The 16,841-nt window shown below is 70.1% G+C and carries 13 protein-coding genes; 10 read left to right on the top strand and 3 right to left on the bottom strand.

Translation table 11 applies throughout. From position 1 onward, the window contains the following. Window positions 1–15: 15 nt before the first annotated feature. Together ACIPYT_RS09045 and ACIPYT_RS09050 are read right to left on the bottom strand one after the other, a co-directional pair. Window positions 16–1,251: an acyl-CoA dehydrogenase family protein gene (locus tag ACIPYT_RS09045; protein ID WP_401072761.1), complete on the bottom strand. Its 1,236-nt coding sequence runs from the start codon at window positions 1,249–1,251 to the stop codon at window positions 16–18. A gap of 95 nt (window positions 1,252–1,346) precedes the next feature. Next, window positions 1,347–2,009 (bottom strand): TetR/AcrR family transcriptional regulator, encoded by a 663-nt coding sequence (locus ACIPYT_RS09050; protein WP_401072763.1) that lies wholly within the window; start codon window positions 2,007–2,009, stop codon window positions 1,347–1,349. Window positions 2,010–2,152: 143 nt separating this feature from the next. Between ACIPYT_RS09050 and sucC the strand changes: the two genes are divergently transcribed. Both sucC and sucD read left to right on the top strand, forming a co-directional pair. Next, complete coding sequence (gene sucC / locus ACIPYT_RS09055; protein WP_401072765.1) at window positions 2,153–3,319, top strand: ADP-forming succinate--CoA ligase subunit beta; 1,167 nt, start codon at window positions 2,153–2,155, stop codon at window positions 3,317–3,319. A gap of 18 nt (window positions 3,320–3,337) precedes the next feature. Beyond that, window positions 3,338–4,240: a succinate--CoA ligase subunit alpha gene (gene sucD / locus ACIPYT_RS09060; RefSeq protein ID WP_401072767.1), complete on the top strand. Its 903-nt coding sequence runs from the start codon at window positions 3,338–3,340 to the stop codon at window positions 4,238–4,240. 323 nt (window positions 4,241–4,563) lie between these two features. Here sucD and ACIPYT_RS09065 read toward each other — a convergent pair whose 3' ends face one another. Beyond that, complete coding sequence (locus tag ACIPYT_RS09065; protein WP_401072769.1) at window positions 4,564–6,021, bottom strand: NCS2 family permease; 1,458 nt, start codon at window positions 6,019–6,021, stop codon at window positions 4,564–4,566. A 92-nt stretch (window positions 6,022–6,113) separates the two neighbouring features. On the opposite strand from ACIPYT_RS09065, the gene ACIPYT_RS09070 reads away from it, so the two are divergent. The 8 genes from ACIPYT_RS09070 to ACIPYT_RS09105 all read left to right on the top strand — a co-directional run bounded on the left by ACIPYT_RS09070 (window position 6,114) and on the right by ACIPYT_RS09105 (window position 16,818). Next, complete coding sequence (locus tag ACIPYT_RS09070; protein ID WP_401072771.1) at window positions 6,114–7,475, top strand: DUF6350 family protein; 1,362 nt, start codon at window positions 6,114–6,116, stop codon at window positions 7,473–7,475. A gap of 43 nt (window positions 7,476–7,518) precedes the next feature. Beyond that, window positions 7,519–8,100, top strand: a complete 582-nt coding sequence (purN, locus tag ACIPYT_RS09075) for a phosphoribosylglycinamide formyltransferase (RefSeq protein WP_401072773.1) — start codon at window positions 7,519–7,521, stop codon at window positions 8,098–8,100. Window positions 8,101–8,137: 37 nt separating this feature from the next. Beyond that, window positions 8,138–9,745: a bifunctional phosphoribosylaminoimidazolecarboxamide formyltransferase/IMP cyclohydrolase gene (gene purH, locus ACIPYT_RS09080; protein WP_401072775.1), complete on the top strand. Its 1,608-nt coding sequence runs from the start codon at window positions 8,138–8,140 to the stop codon at window positions 9,743–9,745. 79 nt (window positions 9,746–9,824) lie between these two features. Further along, window positions 9,825–11,339, top strand: a complete 1,515-nt coding sequence (locus tag ACIPYT_RS09085) for an AlkA N-terminal domain-containing protein (RefSeq protein ID WP_401072777.1) — start codon at window positions 9,825–9,827, stop codon at window positions 11,337–11,339. Further along, window positions 11,336–11,836 carry a methylated-DNA--[protein]-cysteine S-methyltransferase gene (locus ACIPYT_RS09090; protein ID WP_401072779.1) on the top strand — a complete coding sequence of 167 codons (501 nt, stop codon included), beginning with the start codon at window positions 11,336–11,338 and terminating at the stop codon, window positions 11,834–11,836. Before ACIPYT_RS09085 ends, ACIPYT_RS09090 begins: the two co-directional genes overlap by 4 nt. 368 nt (window positions 11,837–12,204) lie before the next feature. Next, the gene (locus ACIPYT_RS09095; RefSeq protein WP_401072781.1) at window positions 12,205–14,139 is read left to right on the top strand and encodes an ABC transporter ATP-binding protein; all 1,935 of its coding nucleotides are present in this window, start codon (window positions 12,205–12,207) and stop codon (window positions 14,137–14,139) included. Then, the gene (locus ACIPYT_RS09100; RefSeq protein WP_401072783.1) at window positions 14,136–15,950 is read left to right on the top strand and encodes an ABC transporter ATP-binding protein; all 1,815 of its coding nucleotides are present in this window, start codon (window positions 14,136–14,138) and stop codon (window positions 15,948–15,950) included. The genes ACIPYT_RS09095 and ACIPYT_RS09100 overlap by 4 nt, the downstream gene beginning before the upstream one ends. Window positions 15,951–16,017: 67 nt before the next feature. After that, window positions 16,018–16,818 (top strand): hypothetical protein, encoded by an 801-nt coding sequence (locus ACIPYT_RS09105; protein ID WP_401072785.1) that lies wholly within the window; start codon window positions 16,018–16,020, stop codon window positions 16,816–16,818. Window positions 16,819–16,841: the final 23 nt, after the last annotated feature.

The following is a 16,841-nucleotide window of genomic DNA, read 5'->3' on the forward strand; positions in this document are numbered from 1 at the left end:
GGGCGAGCGGCGCGCTCAGACGAAGGCGCTCATTCCGGTGATGTCGCGGCCGAGCAGCAGCGCCTGCACGCTCTCGGTGCCCTCGTAGGTGTGGATGGCCTCGATGTCGGCCATGTGCTGCATGACGCCGTTCTCGAGAAGGATGCCGTTGCCGCCGAGCAGGTCGCGGGCGATGCCGGCGACGCGCCGCGCGGCCCGAGTGTTGTGGAACTTCGCGAGCGAGGCCTGCGTGGGGCGCAGCACTCCCGCGGTCTCGAGGTCTGCCAGGCGGCGGCAGTACAGCTGCATGGCCGTGAGGTCCTCGAGCATGTGGGTGAGCCGTTCCTGCACCATCTGGAACTTGGCGAGCGGTCTGCCGAACTGCACCCGCTGCGTCGCGTACGACAGGGCCGCCTCGTAGCAGGCCGTCGCATGCCCGAGCGCCGACCACGCCACGCCCGATCGGGTGGCGTACAGCACGGTCGATGCGTCCTTGAAGCTCTTGGTCCCCGGAAGCACGGCGTCGAGAGGCACGCGCACGTCGTCGAGGCGGATGTGCGCCTGGTGGATCGCGCGCAGCGACGCCTTGCCGGGGATGACGGTCCCGGTGTATCCCGCAGTGTCCTGCTCGACGAGGAAGCAGCGCACCGAGCCGTGCTCCGCGGCGGTCTCGTCGTCGACGCGCGCCCACACGAAGGTGACGCCGCCGGAGGCGCCGTTGCCGATCCATTTCTTGGCGCCGCGAATCACCCATTCCTCGCCGTCGCGACGGGCAACGGTCTCCAGCGACACCGAGTCCGAACCGTGGTCGGGCTCGGTGAGCGCGAAGGATCCGAGCACGGACCCGTCGGCGAGCCCGGTGAGCCAGCGCTCCTGCTGAGCCGGGGAGCCGAAGAGGGCGAGGGTGCGCAGCGCGAGGCCGCCCTGCACCGCGAGCACGGTGCCCAGCGAGCCGTCGCCGCGCGAGATCTCCATGTTCACGAGCCCGGCCGCCAGAGGGGAGAGTCGGGTGAGGGACGGATGGTCGATCCCATCGACCACGAGGTCCATCTCGCCCATCCGTCGAGCGGCGTCGAGCGGGTACTCGCCGCGGTCCCAGGCGCCGGCCATCTGCGGGCCCACCTCGTCGATGTACGCCTTGGCTCGATCCCAGGCCGCGCGGTCGGCGGCGGGGATGTCGGCGAAGACGGCGTAGTAGTCGCTGTCCTGTCGTCCGGTGATGTCGTATGACGTGACGCTCTCGCCGGGGAACGGGGAAGCTGCGGTGCTCATGGGGACTCCTTCGTGGACCTGAGTATCGTACTCCCTGATACTCGGTTTCACCACGTGGGGCGCGACGAGCCGTTCGAGCCTCCGATAGCGTCGGCTCAGTCGAGCTGCGAACGCAGACGCCGGGTGATCTCGGCGACCGGCATCGAGCGGGGGAAGACCGCGACCACGACGTCGTCGGGGGCACCGGTCTCGGCCTCCGCGGGAACGCCGTATCGCCGACGCACGTCGCCGAGCGCCGTCTGCAGCGTCGACAGCGGCACCTTCTTGCGGCCGCGCAACAGCTGCCGCAGCACGTGGTTGTGCACCGCGGTCACGAGAGCGGCGAAGCCGACGGCATCCAGGGGATCCACGCCCGGCAGGGCGCTGCGCAGGTAGTCGTCGAAGAGACGCTCGTAGCGGAACACCGTGATGATCTCGCGCTCGCGCAGCACCGGCACCTGCCGCACCACCTGGTACCGGCGCCGCGCGAGCTCGGGGTCGCGCGCGAAATGAGCGAACACCGACTCGGATGCCGCGCACACCGCACCCCACGGATCGTCGTGCCCCTCGGAGAGGTACTCGCGGAGCTGGTCGAGCATGACCTCGTGATCCGCGAAGACCACGTCCTCCTTGCCGCCGAACTGACGGAAGAAGGTCGACCGGGAGACCCCGGCGGCCTTGGCGATCTGCTCGACGGACGTCTGGTCGAACCCCTGGGTCTGGAACAGCTCGAGTGCTGCGGCGACGACGGCGTCGCGCGAATCGGAGAAGTCTCGCATGACCGAAAGCCTAGAACCTCGACGACCTCGTGCCGATGGTTCCTGCGCTCCGAGACGTTCAGGGCGAGGTAGTAGGCTGGGGGACTGGTCGATGTCTCGACATCGAGAGAATTACCAGACAGCAGCCCAGTGAAGGAACCACAGTGGATCTGTACGAGTACCAGGCACGAGACGTTTTCGAGAAGTACGGAGTGCCGGTCCTCGCCGGCATCGTCGCGGACACCCCCGAAGAGGTGAGGGCGGCGGCCGAGAAGATCGGCGGCGTCGTCGTCGTCAAGGCCCAGGTGAAGACCGGAGGCCGCGGCAAGGCCGGCGGCGTGAAGGTCGCCAAGACCCCCGATGAGGCGTACGAGGCGGCCAAGGCCATCCTCGGCCTCGACATCAAGGGCCACGTCGTCAAGCGCGTCATGGTCGCGCAGGGCGCCCGCATCGCCGAGGAGTTCTACTTCTCCGTGCTGCTCGACCGCGCCAACCGCTCGTACCTCTCGCTGTGCTCGGTCGAGGGCGGCATGGAGATCGAGGAGCTCGCCGTCGAGCGCCCCGAGGCGCTCGCGCGCGTCGAGGTGAACCCGCTCACCGGCATCGACAAGCAGAAGGCGGTCGAGATCGCCCGCGCCGCGAAGTTCCCGGAGGACCTCGTCGAGAAGGTCTCCGACGTGTTCGTGAAGCTCTTCGACGTCTACAAGGGCGAGGACGCGACGCTGGTCGAGGTCAACCCGCTCGTCCGCACCGAGGAGGGCGACATCATCGCCCTCGACGGCAAGGTCACGCTCGACGACAACGCGAGCGAGATCCGTCACCCGGAGCACGAGGAGCTCGAGGACAAGGACGCCGCCGACCCGCTCGAGGCCAAGGCCAAGAAGTCGGGCCTCAACTACGTGAAGCTCGACGGCGAGGTCGGCATCATCGGCAACGGCGCCGGTCTCGTCATGTCGACGCTCGACGTCGTCGCCTACGCCGGCGAGAACCACAACGGCGTCAAGCCCGCGAACTTCCTCGACATCGGCGGCGGCGCCTCGGCGGAGGTCATGGCCAACGGCCTCGACGTCATCCTCGGCGACCCGCAGGTCAAGAGTGTGTTCGTCAACGTCTTCGGCGGCATCACCGCCTGCGACGCCGTCGCGAACGGCATCAAGGGCGCCCTCGAGACCCTCGGGTCGGCGGCCTCCAAGCCGCTCGTCGTGCGCCTCGACGGCAACCGCGTCGAGGAGGGTCGCGCGATCCTCGCGGAGTACGCGCACCCGCTCGTGACCCTGGCCGCCACCATGGACGAGGGCGCCGACAAGGCCGCCGAGCTCGCCAACGCCTGAGACTGAAGGACGAGAAGAATGTCGATCTACCTCAACAAGGACTCCAAGGTCATCGTCCAGGGCATCACCGGCGGTGAGGGCACCAAGCACACCGCGCTGATGCTCAAGGCCGGCACCCAGGTCGTCGGCGGCGTCAACGCCCGCAAGGCCGGCACCACCGTGTCGCACACCGCTCAGGACGGCTCCGCCGTCGAGCTCCCCGTCTTCGGCTCGGTCGCCGAGGCCATGAAGGAGACCGGCGCCGACGTGTCGATCGCGTTCGTGCCCGGCGCCTTCACGAAGGACGCGATGATCGAGGCCATCGACGCCGAGATCCCGCTGCTCGTCGTGATCACGGAGGGCGTGCCGGTCGGCGACTCGGCCGAGGCCTGGGCGTACGCGCAGAGCAAGGGCAACAAGACCCGCATCATCGGGCCGAACTGCCCCGGCATCATCACCCCGGGTGAGGCGCTCGTCGGCATCACGCCCGCGAACATCACGGGCAAGGGACCGATCGGCCTCGTGTCGAAGTCGGGCACCCTCACGTACCAGATGATGTTCGAGCTGCGCGACCTGGGCTTCTCGACCGCCATCGGCATCGGCGGCGACCCGGTCATCGGCACCACGCACATCGACGCGCTCGCCGCGTTCGAGGCCGACCCCGAGACCAAGGCGATCGTCATGATCGGCGAGATCGGCGGCGACGCCGAGGAGCGTGCGGCCGACTACATCAAGGCGCACGTCACGAAGCCGGTCGTCGGCTACGTCGCAGGCTTCACGGCGCCCGAGGGCAAGACCATGGGCCACGCCGGCGCCATCGTGTCGGGCTCCGCGGGCACCGCGCAGGCCAAGAAGGAGGCCCTCGAGGCCGCCGGCGTCAAGGTCGGCAAGACGCCGTCCGAGACCGCCGCCCTGATGCGCGCTGTCATCGAATCGCTCTAGCCAACTGGTCACTGAGCGAGGAGCGCAGCGACGAGTCGAAGAGCGTCGAGTCGCTCTGACGCGCTAAGCTGTACGAGAAGGCCCCGGGCTCCACCCCGGGGCCTTTCTCATGCCCGGAACCGTCTGACGACGGCATCCGGCGTCCTGCGCACGACCGTTCCACTTCGGGGGCCGACACGCCACATGTCGGATGTCCGCGGCGGAACGGTCCGATATCTGGCGTGTCGGCCCCCGAAGTGTGTGTGTGGCCGCGCACCTCCCGGGACGAGAAGAGGGGCGGATGCCGCAGCATCCGCCCCTCTTCGTGACCGCGTGCGTGCGGGTCAGACCCCGACGCCGAACAGCGCCTCGATCGGACCACGTGCGAAGAACAGCACGAAGCCGGCGGCGACGATCCAGAGCAACGGGCTGATGGTCTTCGCCTTGCCGGACAGCGCCTGAACGAGCACCCAGCTCACGAAGCCCGCCCCGATGCCGTTGGCGATCGAGTACGTGAGCGGCATCACCGTGACCGTGAGGAAGACCGGGAGCAGCACGCCGAAGTCCGTCAGGTCGATGTACTTGATCTGCGCCATCATCATCGCTCCGACGATCACGAGCGCCGCGGCCGCGATCTCGGTCGGCACGATCGACGTGAGCGGCGTGAGGAACATGGCGAGCAAGAACAGCGCGCCCGTGACCACGTTCGCGAACCCGGTGCGGGCGCCCTCGCCGATGCCGGCGCCCGACTCGATGAAGACGGTGCTCGACGACGACGAGGTGCCACCGCCGACGATCGCGCCGACGCCCTCGACGACCAGCGCCGACTTGATGCGCGGGAAGTCGCCCTTCTCGTCGGCGAGGTCGGCCTCCTTGGCGAGGCCCGTCATGGTGCCCATGGCGTCGAAGAAGTTCGAGAACACGAGCGTGAAGACGATCATGACGATCGCGACGAGGCTGACCTTGCTCAGGTCGAAGCCGAAGTCCACGGCGCCGACCAGGCTGAGGTCGGGCAGACCGAACGGGGCGCCCGAGAGCGCGGGGACCGTGAGGCCCCACCCGCCGGCGTTGCCGTCGGCCGCGGCGCCCAGGTGCCAGATCGCCTCGACGATGACGGCCAGCACGGTGCCCGAGACGAGGCCGATCAGCAGGCCGCCCTTGACCTTGCGCGCCACGAGGATGCCGGTGACGATCAGCGTGACGATGAAGAGAACGGTGGGGACGGTGGCGACGGATCCGCCGACGCCCAGCCCGACGGGCGGCGACGCGGCCAGGGTCGCCGTGACGAATCCGGAGTTCACGAAGCCGATGAAGGCGATGAAGAGTCCGATGCCGACCGTGATGGCGATCTTGAGCTGGAACGGCACCGCGTCGAAGATCATCTTGCGCAGGCCGGTCACGGCGAGCAGCACGATCACCACGCCGTTGATCATCACGAGCGCCATGGCCTCGGGCCAGGTGACCTGGCCGACCACGGAGAACGCGACGAAGGCGTTGATGCCCAGACCCGCCGCGAAGCCGAAGGGCAGCCGCGTGACGACGCCGAACACGATCGTCATGATTCCGGCCGTCAGCGCGGTCGCCGCACCGACGGCGCTGAAGTCGAGCATGGTGCCGTCGACGTCGGCCGAGCCGGACAGGATGATCGGGTTGAGGATCACGATGTAGGCCATCGTGACGAAGGTCACCAGGCCCCCTCGCACCTCGGTGCCGATCGTGGATCCGCGCTTGCTGATCTCGAAGAAGCGATCCAGGGCGTTCTTCGGCTCGGCGGAACGCGTGGGGGACGGGGCAGTTGACATTCGGGAAACCTCCGTGGGAGACGATATCGTGTCGGCCGCCTCGCGCGCGCCCACGGGCGACGGCCCGGTTCTCGTCGTAGTCTCGAAACGCTATGCAACGCCTCCTCGTCGCGATCCTCGCCGCCGTCGACGCCGCCATCGCGGCCGCGGTCGGCCTCGCCGTGCTGCTGGCGCCGCTCACCCTGCTGTGGACCGTCGCGTTCGGCGGTGCCGCGGACTGGGGAGCGCTGTGGCCGCTGACCGGCACGCTCTGGCAGGTCGGGCACGGAGCTCCGATGGACATCGAGCTGTCGAGCGAGGTCGTGCGCGCCGCGGGCATCGCACCGGATGCGGCGGCGTTCACGCTGTCGGTCGCCCCGCTGGCCCTTCTCGTCTTCACCCTGTTGTTCGCCGGTCGCTCCGGCGGCCGGGCGGCGCGCGCGGGAGCGTGGGGGCTGGGCGTGCTCGCCGGCACCGCGACCATGGCCGTCATCGCCGCGGGCGTTGCCTTCACGTCTCGTCTGGAGGCCGCGCACACTCCGCTCGTGCTCGCGATCGTGCTGCCGCCCGCGGTCTACCTGCTGGGTGCGCTCGCCGGTGCCGTGCGCGTCGCCTGGGAGGACGGCGACGGCGGTCTCGTCGATCGCGTGCACGACGCGGTCGACGCGTGGGGCGAGTGGGGCCCGGTGCCCGCCGCAGTCGTCCGGGGCGCCGCGATGACGGTCGTCGCGGTCACCGCGCTGGGCGCGCTCGCGGTCGCGCTCATGGCACTGACCCGTGGCGGCGAGGTGGTCGCCCTGTTCCAGGCGGCGCGCGTCGACGGCCTCGGGGCCACGGTGCTGACCCTGGGCCAGCTCGCCTATCTACCCACGGTCATCGTCTGGGCGGTGTCCTGGCTCGCCGGACCCGGGTTCGCGGTCGGCGTCGGCACCGCCGTGTCGCCGGCAGGCACCCAGCTCGGCGTCGTTCCCGGCATCCCGATCTTCGGGCTGCTGCCCGAGAACACGTCGATCTGGATGCTGATCGTGGTGCTCCTCCCGGTCGGGGCCGGGGCGTTCGCCGGGTGGGCCGTGCGCTCGCGGCTCGTGTGGGAGGGCACGCCGCTCGGAACGGGGCCGCGCGCGGCGATCGCGGCCGGTATCGGCGTCGCGACCGCGGCTGTCACCGCTCTGGCGTCCGTGCTCGCGTCCGGGTCGATCGGTCCCGGACGCCTCTCCGAGGTCGGCCCTGCGCCGCTGCCGTTCGCGCTCGCCCTGGGAGGAGAGGTGCTCCTGGGCGCCGCGATCCTCCTGCTGTCGCCCCGTCACCGCGACGAGCTCGCCGAGGAGCGCACCGACCGGTGGAACGCCGAGATGGCGGCGTCCGCTCCGCCGTTCGACGACCGACTCGACCGCGCGGACTTCGAGACATCCCCACTCGCGGATGCCGAGGGGTTCCGGTTGCCGCGCCGGGATCCGACGGATCCCCTCGGCTGACACGCGGTCGGGGCTGCCACGGGGCGCCGGGTAGACTTGCCCCGTGCTCACGGTCGCCGTTCTCATCTCGGGCACCGGCTCGAACCTTCGCGCCCTCCTCGAGGCCGCTCGTCATCCCGATTTCCCGGCGAGGGTCGTGGTCGTAGGAGCCGATCGTCAGGCCGACGGTCTCGCACACGCCGAGGAGTTCGGCATCCCCAGTTTCACCGTGCCCTGGCACGAGCACGAGAGCCGCGAGGCGTGGGGCGAGGAGCTGGGTCGTCAGCTCGCCGTGTGGGACGCCGACCTCGTCGTCCTGAGCGGACTCATGCGCCTGCTGCCGCCGTCGCTCGTCGCGGCCCATTCGCCGCGCCTCATCAACACGCACCCCGCGTTCCTGCCCGAGTTCCCCGGCGCGCACGGTGTGCGCGACGCACTCGCCGCAGGCGTCGATCAGACCGGCGCGAGCGTCATCGTGGTCGACGACGGCGTCGACACCGGGCCGATCCTCGCGCAGGAGCGGGTGCCGATCCTCGACGGCGACACCGAGCACAGCCTGCACGAGCGCATCAAGCCCGTCGAACGCCGCCTCCTCATCGACGTGGTGCGCCGCATCGCGACCGGTGAGCTCTCGCTGACCCCCTGATCCATCCCGCACGCCCTTTCGCTGAAGGAGTACTTCCATGGCCGGCCCCCGCCACGACCACTCGCTCTACCGTGACCGCGACACCGTGCGGATCCGCCGCGCGCTCGTCTCGGTGAGCGACAAGACCGACCTCCTCGTGCTCGCGACGGCGCTGGCCGACGCGGGCGTCGAGATCGTCTCGACCGGCTCGACCGCGGCGGCGATCCGCGAGGCCGGGCACGAGGTGACCGATGTCGCGGCCGTGACGGGCATGGCGGAGATGCTCGACGGGCGTGTGAAGACCCTGCACCCCAAGGTGCACGGCGCCGTGCTCGCAGACCTGCGTCTCGAGGACCACGAGCGCCAGCTCGCCGAGCTCGGCATCGAGCCGTTCGAGCTCGTGGTCGTCAACCTCTACCCGTTCGTCGAGACCGTCGCCTCGGGCGCCGAGGGCGACGACGTCGTCGAGCAGATCGACATCGGCGGACCCGCCATGGTGCGCGCGGCCGCCAAGAACCACGCGAACGTCGCGATCGTCGTGTCGCCGCAGTCGTATCCCGGCATCATCAGGGCGATCGAAGCCGGAGGCACCGCACTGGTCCAGCGCCGGGAGCTCGCGGCCCGTGCCTTCGCGCACACGGCGGCGTACGACACCGCCGTCGCCTCGTGGTTCGCCGAGGGAACCCTCAACGACGGCGACGACCTTCCCGAGCACCTCACGATCCAGGCCGAGCGCCTCGCGACCCTGCGCTACGGAGAGAACTCCCACCAGCGAGGGGCGATCTACACGCGCGCCGGAGGGCACGGCATCGCGCAGGCCCGACAGCTGCAGGGCAAGGAGATGTCGTACAACAACTACGTCGACGCGGATGCCGCCCTGCGCGCCGCGTACGACATGGTCAAGCCGGCCGTGGCCATCATCAAGCACGCCAACCCGTGCGGCATCGCCACGACCGCTCCCAACGCCCTCGACCCGATCGCGAGCGCCCACCTGCGCGCGCACGAGTGCGACCCGGTCTCGGCCTACGGCGGCGTGATCGCCGCGAACGGCACCGTGACGCTCAAGATGGCCGAGAACCTCAAGGACATCTTCACCGAGGTCATCGTGGCACCGTCGTTCGAGCCCGCAGCGCTCGAGGTCTTCAAGGCCAAGAAGAACCTGCGACTGCTGCAGCTGCCCGAGGACTGGCAGCAGGAGCGTTTCGACGTGCGTCTCGTCTCCGGCGGACTGCTGCTGCAGGACGCCGACCGCTTCCCCGACGACATCGTCTCGGTCGCGAAGAACTGGGAGCTGGTGTCGGGCGAGCGTCCGGACGAGCGGGAGATGGAGAACCTCATCTTCGCGTGGAAGGCCTGCCGCGCCGTGAAGTCCAATGCGATCGTGCTCGCGAAGGACACCGCCACGGTCGGCGTCGGCATGGGCCAGGTCAACCGGGTCGACTCGTGCCGTCTGGCCGTCGAGCGCGCGGGCGACCGCGCAGCGGGGTCCGTCGCGGCATCCGACGCCTTCTTCCCCTTCGCGGACGGCGCCCAGGTGCTGATCGATGCCGGGATCACGGCGATCGTGCAGCCGGGCGGATCGGTGCGCGACGAGGAGGTCGTGGACGCGGCCCGCAAGGCCGGCGTCACAATGTTCTTCACAGGGGAGCGCCACTTCTTCCACTGATGCGGGGCTCCTGACGCCTCTCCACAGTCATGTCCGATTTCCGCCAGCCGGTGTCGGTGGGGCGTGACAGAGTGGAGGCATGAGCTTCCCGGTGATCGACTTCGACGAGCGTTATCGCGCGATCAGCGCGCGCGACACGCGCTTCGACGGGCAGTTCGTGACGGCCGTGCGCACGACGCGCATCTACTGCCGTCCGAGCTGCCCCGCGCGCACGCCGAAGCCCGAGAACGTCACGTTCTACCCCACCAGCGCCGCAGCCCACGAGGCGGGTTACCGCGCGTGCAAGCGCTGCCTCCCCGAGGCGGCTCCCGGTTCTCCCGCGTGGGATCTGCGCAGCGATGTCGCGGCGCGCGCGATGCGCCTGATCGCGTCGGGTGTGGTGGAGCGCGAGGGCGTGTCGGGGCTCGCGACGCGGCTCGGCTACTCGACGCGGCACCTCACGAGACTGCTGTCGGGCGAACTCGGCGCCGGCCCCCTCGCCCTGGCTCGCGCGCACCGCGCCCACACGGCGCGCATGCTGCTCGTCGGCACCGACCTCGCCGTGTCCGACGTCGCGTTCTCCGCGGGCTTCGCGAGCATCCGGCAGTGCAACGACACGATCCGCGAGGTGTTCGGACTGACGCCGGGGGAGCTGCGGGCGCGACGCCGCCTCGCGTCGACCGCCGCACCCGGGGCGATCGATCTCGTGCTGCCCCACCGCGGGCCGCTCGACGCCTCCGGCATCTTCCAGTGGATGTCGGCGCGCGCGGTCGACGGCGTCGAGCAGGCGACCGCGTCGTCGTTCTCGCGACACCTGCGGATGAGCGGCGGTCCGGCATGGTTCGAGGTGAGTCAGGATGCCGGGGAGCGGCTGCACCTGCGCGCCCGCGTCACGCAGCTCGGCGACCTCGCGCCGCTCGTCTCGACCGTTCGGCGCCTCTTCGACCTCGACGCCGACCCGCTCGCGATCGATCAGGCGCTGAGCGCGCACGCGGAGCTGGTGCCGCTCGTGAGGCGTACGCCGGGCATGCGCGTGCCGGGGGCGGCCGACCCTCACGAGATGCTGATCCGCGCGATGGTGGGGCAGCAGATCACGGTCGTCGCCGCGCGCAAGGCGCTCACGGCGCTCACGGATGCGCTCGGCGAGCGTGTCGACGGCGGCATCCTGTTCCCGACCATGACGGCGATCGCCGAGCGCGGAGCCGAGGTTCTGCGCGGTCCGGCGGCGCGGATCCGCGCGATCGTCGGAGCCGCCGGCGCACTGGCCGACGGTTCGCTGCGTCTCACCGTGGGCGACGACGGCGTCGAGCAGCGGGCGGCGCTCCTCGCCATGCCCGGCATCGGCCCGTGGACCGCCGACTACGTGCGCATGCGGGTGCTCGGCGACCCCGATGTCATACTGCCCGGAGACGTCGCTCTGCGCGCCGGGGCCGCTGCCGTCGGGCTGCCAGCAGAACCCCGCGCTCTCACGGCGTGGGCCGACAGGGTGTCGCCCTGGCGCAGCTACCTCAGCGCACACCTGTGGCGGTCGGCGCCGGTGCGGCCTGCACGTTCGGCCCGGGCCACCGGTGCCACAACCTCCCCCCTCCCCGCTCTCTCGAAGGAGATCTCATGAACGCCCTCATCCAGACCATCGACACTCCCGACGGCGCGTTCACGATGCTCGTCGACGAGCGCCAGCGCGTTTTGGCCTCGGGGTGGACGGCCGACGCCGAGGCGATCCTCGGTCGCCTCGCGGTCTCGAACCGCCCTGACGCGGTGCGCGAGGGCGAGTCCGACGCCGCCGCCGCGGTCGCCGCGTACTACGGGGGCGACCTCACGGCGATCGACACGGTCGTCGTCGCGCAGTCCGGCACTTCACTGCAGCGCGCCGGGTGGGACGCGCTCCGCGAGATCGAGCCGGGAACTCCGCTCACCTACTCCTCGTTCGCGGAGCGCCTCGGGAACCCGCGCGCGGTGCGCGCCGCGGCGTCGATCTGCGCGCGCAACGCTCCGGCGCTGTTCGTCCCGTGCCACCGGGTGCTGCGCTCCGACGGTACGTTGGGCGGTTTCGCCTGGGGCCTCGACGTCAAGGAGAGCCTGCTCGCGCGGGAGTCGACCTCGCTGTTCTGAGGGCCTGCGACGCGAATCGGGAATGAGGCTTGCGTCCAGCCGGTTCACAGGAATAGGCTGGTGGGCTGTCGCGCCGACCGGACGACACCGCCGAGGCCCTGAGGAGGACACCATGACATCGATCGCATCTGCGCAGATCGCCGCTCTCGGCTCGACCCCGGCGCGTCCGCTCCGCTAGCGCTCACACCGCCCGCACGGAGTCCTCGCGACCTCGCGCCGCACCTCCGCCACCGGGCATCCGGTGTCGAGCGTGCCGCACCTCGGACCCTGACACGATCCGGACCACGACCCACCCGGCTCATCCCGAGTCCGGTCGTCCGTCCACCCCGTTCCGCACCCTTTCTCCATACGAAACTCATCTGAGAGACATGTCTTCCTCGCCTTCACTGTCGAACAGCTCCCCGTCGTCCTCCCTCTCCACTCCGGCCGCCCTGTGGCGCCTCAAACCGTTCGTGCGACCCGTCATCTGGCGCCTCACGGGCGGTGCCGCGAGCGCGCTCGCCGCCGCCGTCATCGCGCTGATGATCCCGATCGTCCTCGAGCAGATCATCCGCGGCCCCGTCCAGTCCGGTGCGATCGACGCGATCGTCTGGGGCGCCCTCGCCGTGTTCGGCCTCGCTCTCGGCGAGGCGCTCATGGTCTGGCTGCGTCGCCAGTTCGTGCTCAACCCCTCGACCCAGGTCGAGTACACGATGCGCACCGAGCTCTACTCGCGCCTCCAGACCCTGCCCGTGGCCTTCCACGACCGCTGGCAGTCCGGTCAGCTGCTGAGCCGCATGATGCAGGACATCGGCCTGATCCGCCGGTGGCTCGCCTTCGGACTCGTGCTGCTCGTCGTGAACGTGCTGACGATCGTGATCGGCGCCGTGCTGCTGTTCCGCTGGCACTGGCTGCTCGGCACGATCTTCATCGTCACCGCGATCCCGCTGTGGATCCGGGGGTACCTCTTCGAGAAGCGCTACGGCGCCCTCACACGGCGCAGTCAGGATCAGGCGGGCGACCTCGCGACGAGCGTCGAGGAGAGCGTGCACGGCATCCGTGTGCTCAAGGCCTTCGGCCGCGGCAAGCACGCCCTGAGCCGCTTCAGTCGTCAGGCCGAGACCCTGCGCGAGACCGAGATGAGCAAGGCCGGCGCCATCGCGTCGATCTGGTTCTGGCTCGACCTCATGCCGCAGATCGCGTTCGGGCTGAGCCTGATGTCGGGCATCTGGCTGATCTCGCAGGGCGCGATCGAACTGCCCGAGCTGTTCGCCTTCTTCGCGATGGCGACCGTGCTGCGCTGGCCGATCGAGTCGATCGGCTTCCTCTTCTCGTTCATGCTCGACGCGCGTACGGCCACGGACCGTGTTTTCGACATCTTCGCCGAGACGAACACGATCACCGATCCCGAGAACCCGGTGCACATCGACCAGCCGCGCGGCGAGCTCGCCTTCGAGGGCGCGCACTTCCGCTACCAGGATGCGGGGTCGCACGAGCGCGACCTGCTCGACGGGATCGATCTCGTGCTGCGGCCCGGCGAGACCATGGCGCTCGTCGGTCTCACCGGAAGCGGTAAGACAACGCTGACCACGCTGCCGACGCGTCTGTACGACGTGACCGGCGGGCGCGTCACCCTCGACGGCGTCGACGTGCGGGATCTCCCGCTCGCCGAACTGCGCCAGCACATCGCGATGGCCTTCGAGGACGCGACGCTGTTCTCGGCGACCGTCCGGGAGAACGTGCTGCTCGGGCGCGCCGACCTCGACGTGCACAGCGATGAGGCCGAGCGGGTCCTCCGCGAGGCGCTCGACGTCGCGCAGGCCGCGTTCGTCGACTCGCTGCCCGAGGGCGTCGAGACCGTGATCGGCGAAGAGGGGCTCAGCCTGTCGGGCGGGCAGCGTCAGCGCCTCGCGCTCGCGCGTGCCGTCGCGGCGAAGCCCAAGGTCCTCGTGCTCGACGACCCGCTGTCGGCGCTCGACGTCGACACGGAGGCGCTCGTCGAGGAGGCGCTGCGCCACGTGCTCGCCGACACCACGGCGATGATCGTCGCGCACCGACCGTCGACGGTCGCACTCGCCGACCGCGTCGCGCTGCTCGAGTCGGGTCGGGTGACGGCCGTGGGCACCCACTCCGAGCTGTTGAAGACGAGCAGGCACTACCGGCACGTGATCTCGAGCCTCGAGGCCGAGGAGGCGGCGCGCACCGGCGCGATCCCCGTCATCCGCGACGCGCAGGACGAGATCGACGAGACCGTGCGCGAGGGCATCAGGAACGAGACGCCCGACGACGAAGAACTCTTCACCGAGAAGGAGGTGCAGCGATGAGCTCCGCCATCACCGGAACCCAGGACGAAGACCGCTCCGCGTACACGCGGGAGGAGAGCCGTGCGATCCGGCGCCGCTCGCTGCGTCTGCTCGGATCGCTCGTTCGTCCGCTCAAGCCGCAGATCGTGCTCGCCGCGGTCGTGCTGGTGATCTCCACCGCACTCCAGGTGTCGGGTCCGATCCTCATCAGCATCGGCCTGGACCGTGCGCTCCCGGCCGTGCTCGAGCGCGCCGACTGGATGCCGACCTTCATGATCGGCGGCATCTACCTGCTCGCAGGGGCCGTGGCCGCGATCATGATCGCCTGGTACGTGATCATCGCCGCGAAGCTCACGCAGGCGATCCTGCTCGATCTGCGCAAGCGGATCTTCCTGCACACGCAGCGCCTGAGCCTCGAGTTCCACGAGTCGTACACGTCGGGTCGCATCATCTCGCGCCAGACCAGCGACCTCGACTCGATCAGGGAGTTGCTCGACGGCGGCCTGAACGAGCTCGTCTCCGGAGTGCTGTTCGGGCTGTTCACCTTCATCGCCCTGTGCATCTGGGACTGGCAGTCGGGCCTGATCCTCGCGATCGGCGGCATCCCGCTGTTCTTCCTGATGCGCTGGTTCTACTCCCGCTCGCAGCTCGTGTACCGCGAGTCGCGGGTGATCAGCGCCAAGGTCATCGTGCAGTTCGTCGAGACCATGACCGGCATCCGCGCCGTCAAGGCGTTCCGCAAGGAACCCCGGAACGACAAGACGTTCCAGGACATCGCGGGAGACTACCGCGACGTCAACCGCCGCTCGATGCTGCTCTTCGGCACGTTCGAGCCCGGGCTCATGGGCGTCGCCGCCTTGGTGCTCGGAGTCGTCGTGGTGTGGGGCGGCATCCGCGTCTCGACCGACGCCCTCACGGTCGGCGTGCTGCTCTCGGCGGTGCTGTACGTGCGCAACTTCTTCGCGCCCATGCAGGAGATCGCGATGTTCCTGAACTCCTACCAGTCGGCCACGGCCGCGCTCGAGAAGGTCTCGGGCGTGCTCGAGGAGGTGCCGACGGTGCCCGACCCCGAGAAGCCGGTCGACCTGTGGGAGTCGCGCGGACACGTCCGGTTCGACGAGGTCACGTTCGGGTACAACGGCGAGAAGACGATCCTCCCGAACTTCTCGCTCGACATCCCGGCGGGCCAGACCATCGCGCTCGTCGGCACGACGGGCGCCGGCAAATCGACGCTCGCGAAGCTCATCTCGCGGTTCTACGACCCGTCGGTCGGCACCGTCACGCTCGACGGCGTCGATCTGCGCGACCTGCACCCCAAGGACCTGCGCCGCGCGATCGTGATGGTCACGCAGGAGGCGTACCTGTTCAGCGGGACCGTCGCCGACAACATCGCACTCGGCAAGCCGGACGCCTCGCTCGACGAGATCCGAGCCGCAGCGCGTGCGGTGGGAGCGGACGCGTTCATCGAGGCGCTGCCCGACGGCTACGGCACCGACGTCAACAAGCGCGGCGGCCGTGTATCGGCGGGACAGCGGCAGCTGATCTCGTTCGCGAGAGCCTTCCTCGCCGACCCGGCGGTGCTGATCCTCGACGAGGCGACCGCGTCTCTCGACATCCCGTCGGAGCGTCTGATCCAGGACGCCCTGCAGACGCTGCTCAAGGACCGCACGGCGATCATCATCGCGCACCGTCTCTCGACGGTCGCGATCGCCGACCGGGTGCTCGTCATGGAGCACGGGGAGATCATCGAGGACGACAGCCCCGACGCCTTGATCGGCGGCACGGGCAAGTTCGCGCAGCTCCACGCCGCGTGGCAGGAGACCCTGGTCTAGTCCGGGGCTCGCCGCCGGCGGGCCAGCGTCCCAGGCGCTGCCCGCCGGCACTGGGTAGCATCGAGGCATGGACCCCGTGCTGCTCGTCGCCGAGTGGTGGTGGATTGCGCCCGTGGCTGCGGGCGGGGTCGCGGCGGGGGCGATCACGATGCGGAGGCGCACCATGAAGAGCGGCCGACGGCTCGCCTACGACGCGGCGCGACAGGAACTGCGCCAGGCGCAGCAGCTCGCGGCGGAGCGACGCATGGCCGCGAAGCTCGCCCGCGCCGAGTACGTCCGCATCGCCGCCGAACGCAGTGCCCGTCGTGCCACGCCCGAACAGGTGGCCGGCGCGAAGCGGTTGCTGCGCGACAAGGAGAACGACGCGAAGGCCGCGATCGCGGACGTCCGCGCCAAGCAGGTGCGGGTGAGTGCCGCGCGGGCGGCGATCCCGGCAGCGTCCGCGCCTCGCCCGCTGGAACGGCTGCAGACGGAGCATGACGCGATCACCGCGCGCTGGATGCGGTACGAGACGGATGCCGCGCTGCAGATCGCTTATCCGGCGATGACGGACGTGAAGCAGCCCGCCACCGCGGCCTATCTACGTGCGGCGAGTGTGGCGGTCGACGCACGGTACGCGGCCACTGCCACGGTCGCTCCCGCAGAGTACTCCGCCTACCGCGACGCGGTGGCCGAGCTGGAGCGGGCGTTCGAGGCCGCCGAGCACGCAGCCAAGGTGCAGGCCGGTGAGGTCCCGGCGGCGGCGACCTGGCAGGACGCGGCGCAGGATGTGCTCAGTCGCTCCGCCGAGGCGATCGACAAGGCCGCGGGTGCCGCCGCGTCTGCGCTCGCCGCGTGGACCGAGCGCAGACGTCCGACCAAGGACTGAGCTCGCGGCACCGACCTCAGTCC

It is taken from the genome of Microbacterium sp. NPDC089695 (assembly GCF_044749085.1).
GTDB lineage: Bacteria > Actinomycetota > Actinomycetes > Actinomycetales > Microbacteriaceae > Microbacterium.

What these genes read in the sequence shown, in the direction of transcription:
- ACIPYT_RS09045 (WP_401072761.1), bottom strand. Translation starts at nt 1,251, where the DNA reads ATGAGCACCGCAGCTTCCCCGTTCCCCGGCGAGAGCGTCACGTCATAC.
- ACIPYT_RS09050 (WP_401072763.1), bottom strand. Translation starts at nt 2,009, where the DNA reads ATGCGAGACTTCTCCGATTCGCGCGACGCCGTCGTCGCCGCAGCACTC.
- sucD (WP_401072767.1), top strand. Translation starts at nt 3,338, where the DNA reads ATGTCGATCTACCTCAACAAGGACTCCAAGGTCATCGTCCAGGGCATC.
- ACIPYT_RS09065 (WP_401072769.1), bottom strand. Translation starts at nt 6,021, where the DNA reads ATGTCAACTGCCCCGTCCCCCACGCGTTCCGCCGAGCCGAAGAACGCC.
- ACIPYT_RS09070 (WP_401072771.1), top strand. Translation starts at nt 6,114, where the DNA reads ATGCAACGCCTCCTCGTCGCGATCCTCGCCGCCGTCGACGCCGCCATC.
- purH (WP_401072775.1), top strand. Translation starts at nt 8,138, where the DNA reads ATGGCCGGCCCCCGCCACGACCACTCGCTCTACCGTGACCGCGACACC.
- ACIPYT_RS09085 (WP_401072777.1), top strand. Translation starts at nt 9,825, where the DNA reads ATGAGCTTCCCGGTGATCGACTTCGACGAGCGTTATCGCGCGATCAGC.
- ACIPYT_RS09090 (WP_401072779.1), top strand. Translation starts at nt 11,336, where the DNA reads ATGAACGCCCTCATCCAGACCATCGACACTCCCGACGGCGCGTTCACG.
- ACIPYT_RS09095 (WP_401072781.1), top strand. Translation starts at nt 12,205, where the DNA reads ATGTCTTCCTCGCCTTCACTGTCGAACAGCTCCCCGTCGTCCTCCCTC.
- ACIPYT_RS09100 (WP_401072783.1), top strand. Translation starts at nt 14,136, where the DNA reads ATGAGCTCCGCCATCACCGGAACCCAGGACGAAGACCGCTCCGCGTAC.
- ACIPYT_RS09105 (WP_401072785.1), top strand. Translation starts at nt 16,018, where the DNA reads ATGGACCCCGTGCTGCTCGTCGCCGAGTGGTGGTGGATTGCGCCCGTG.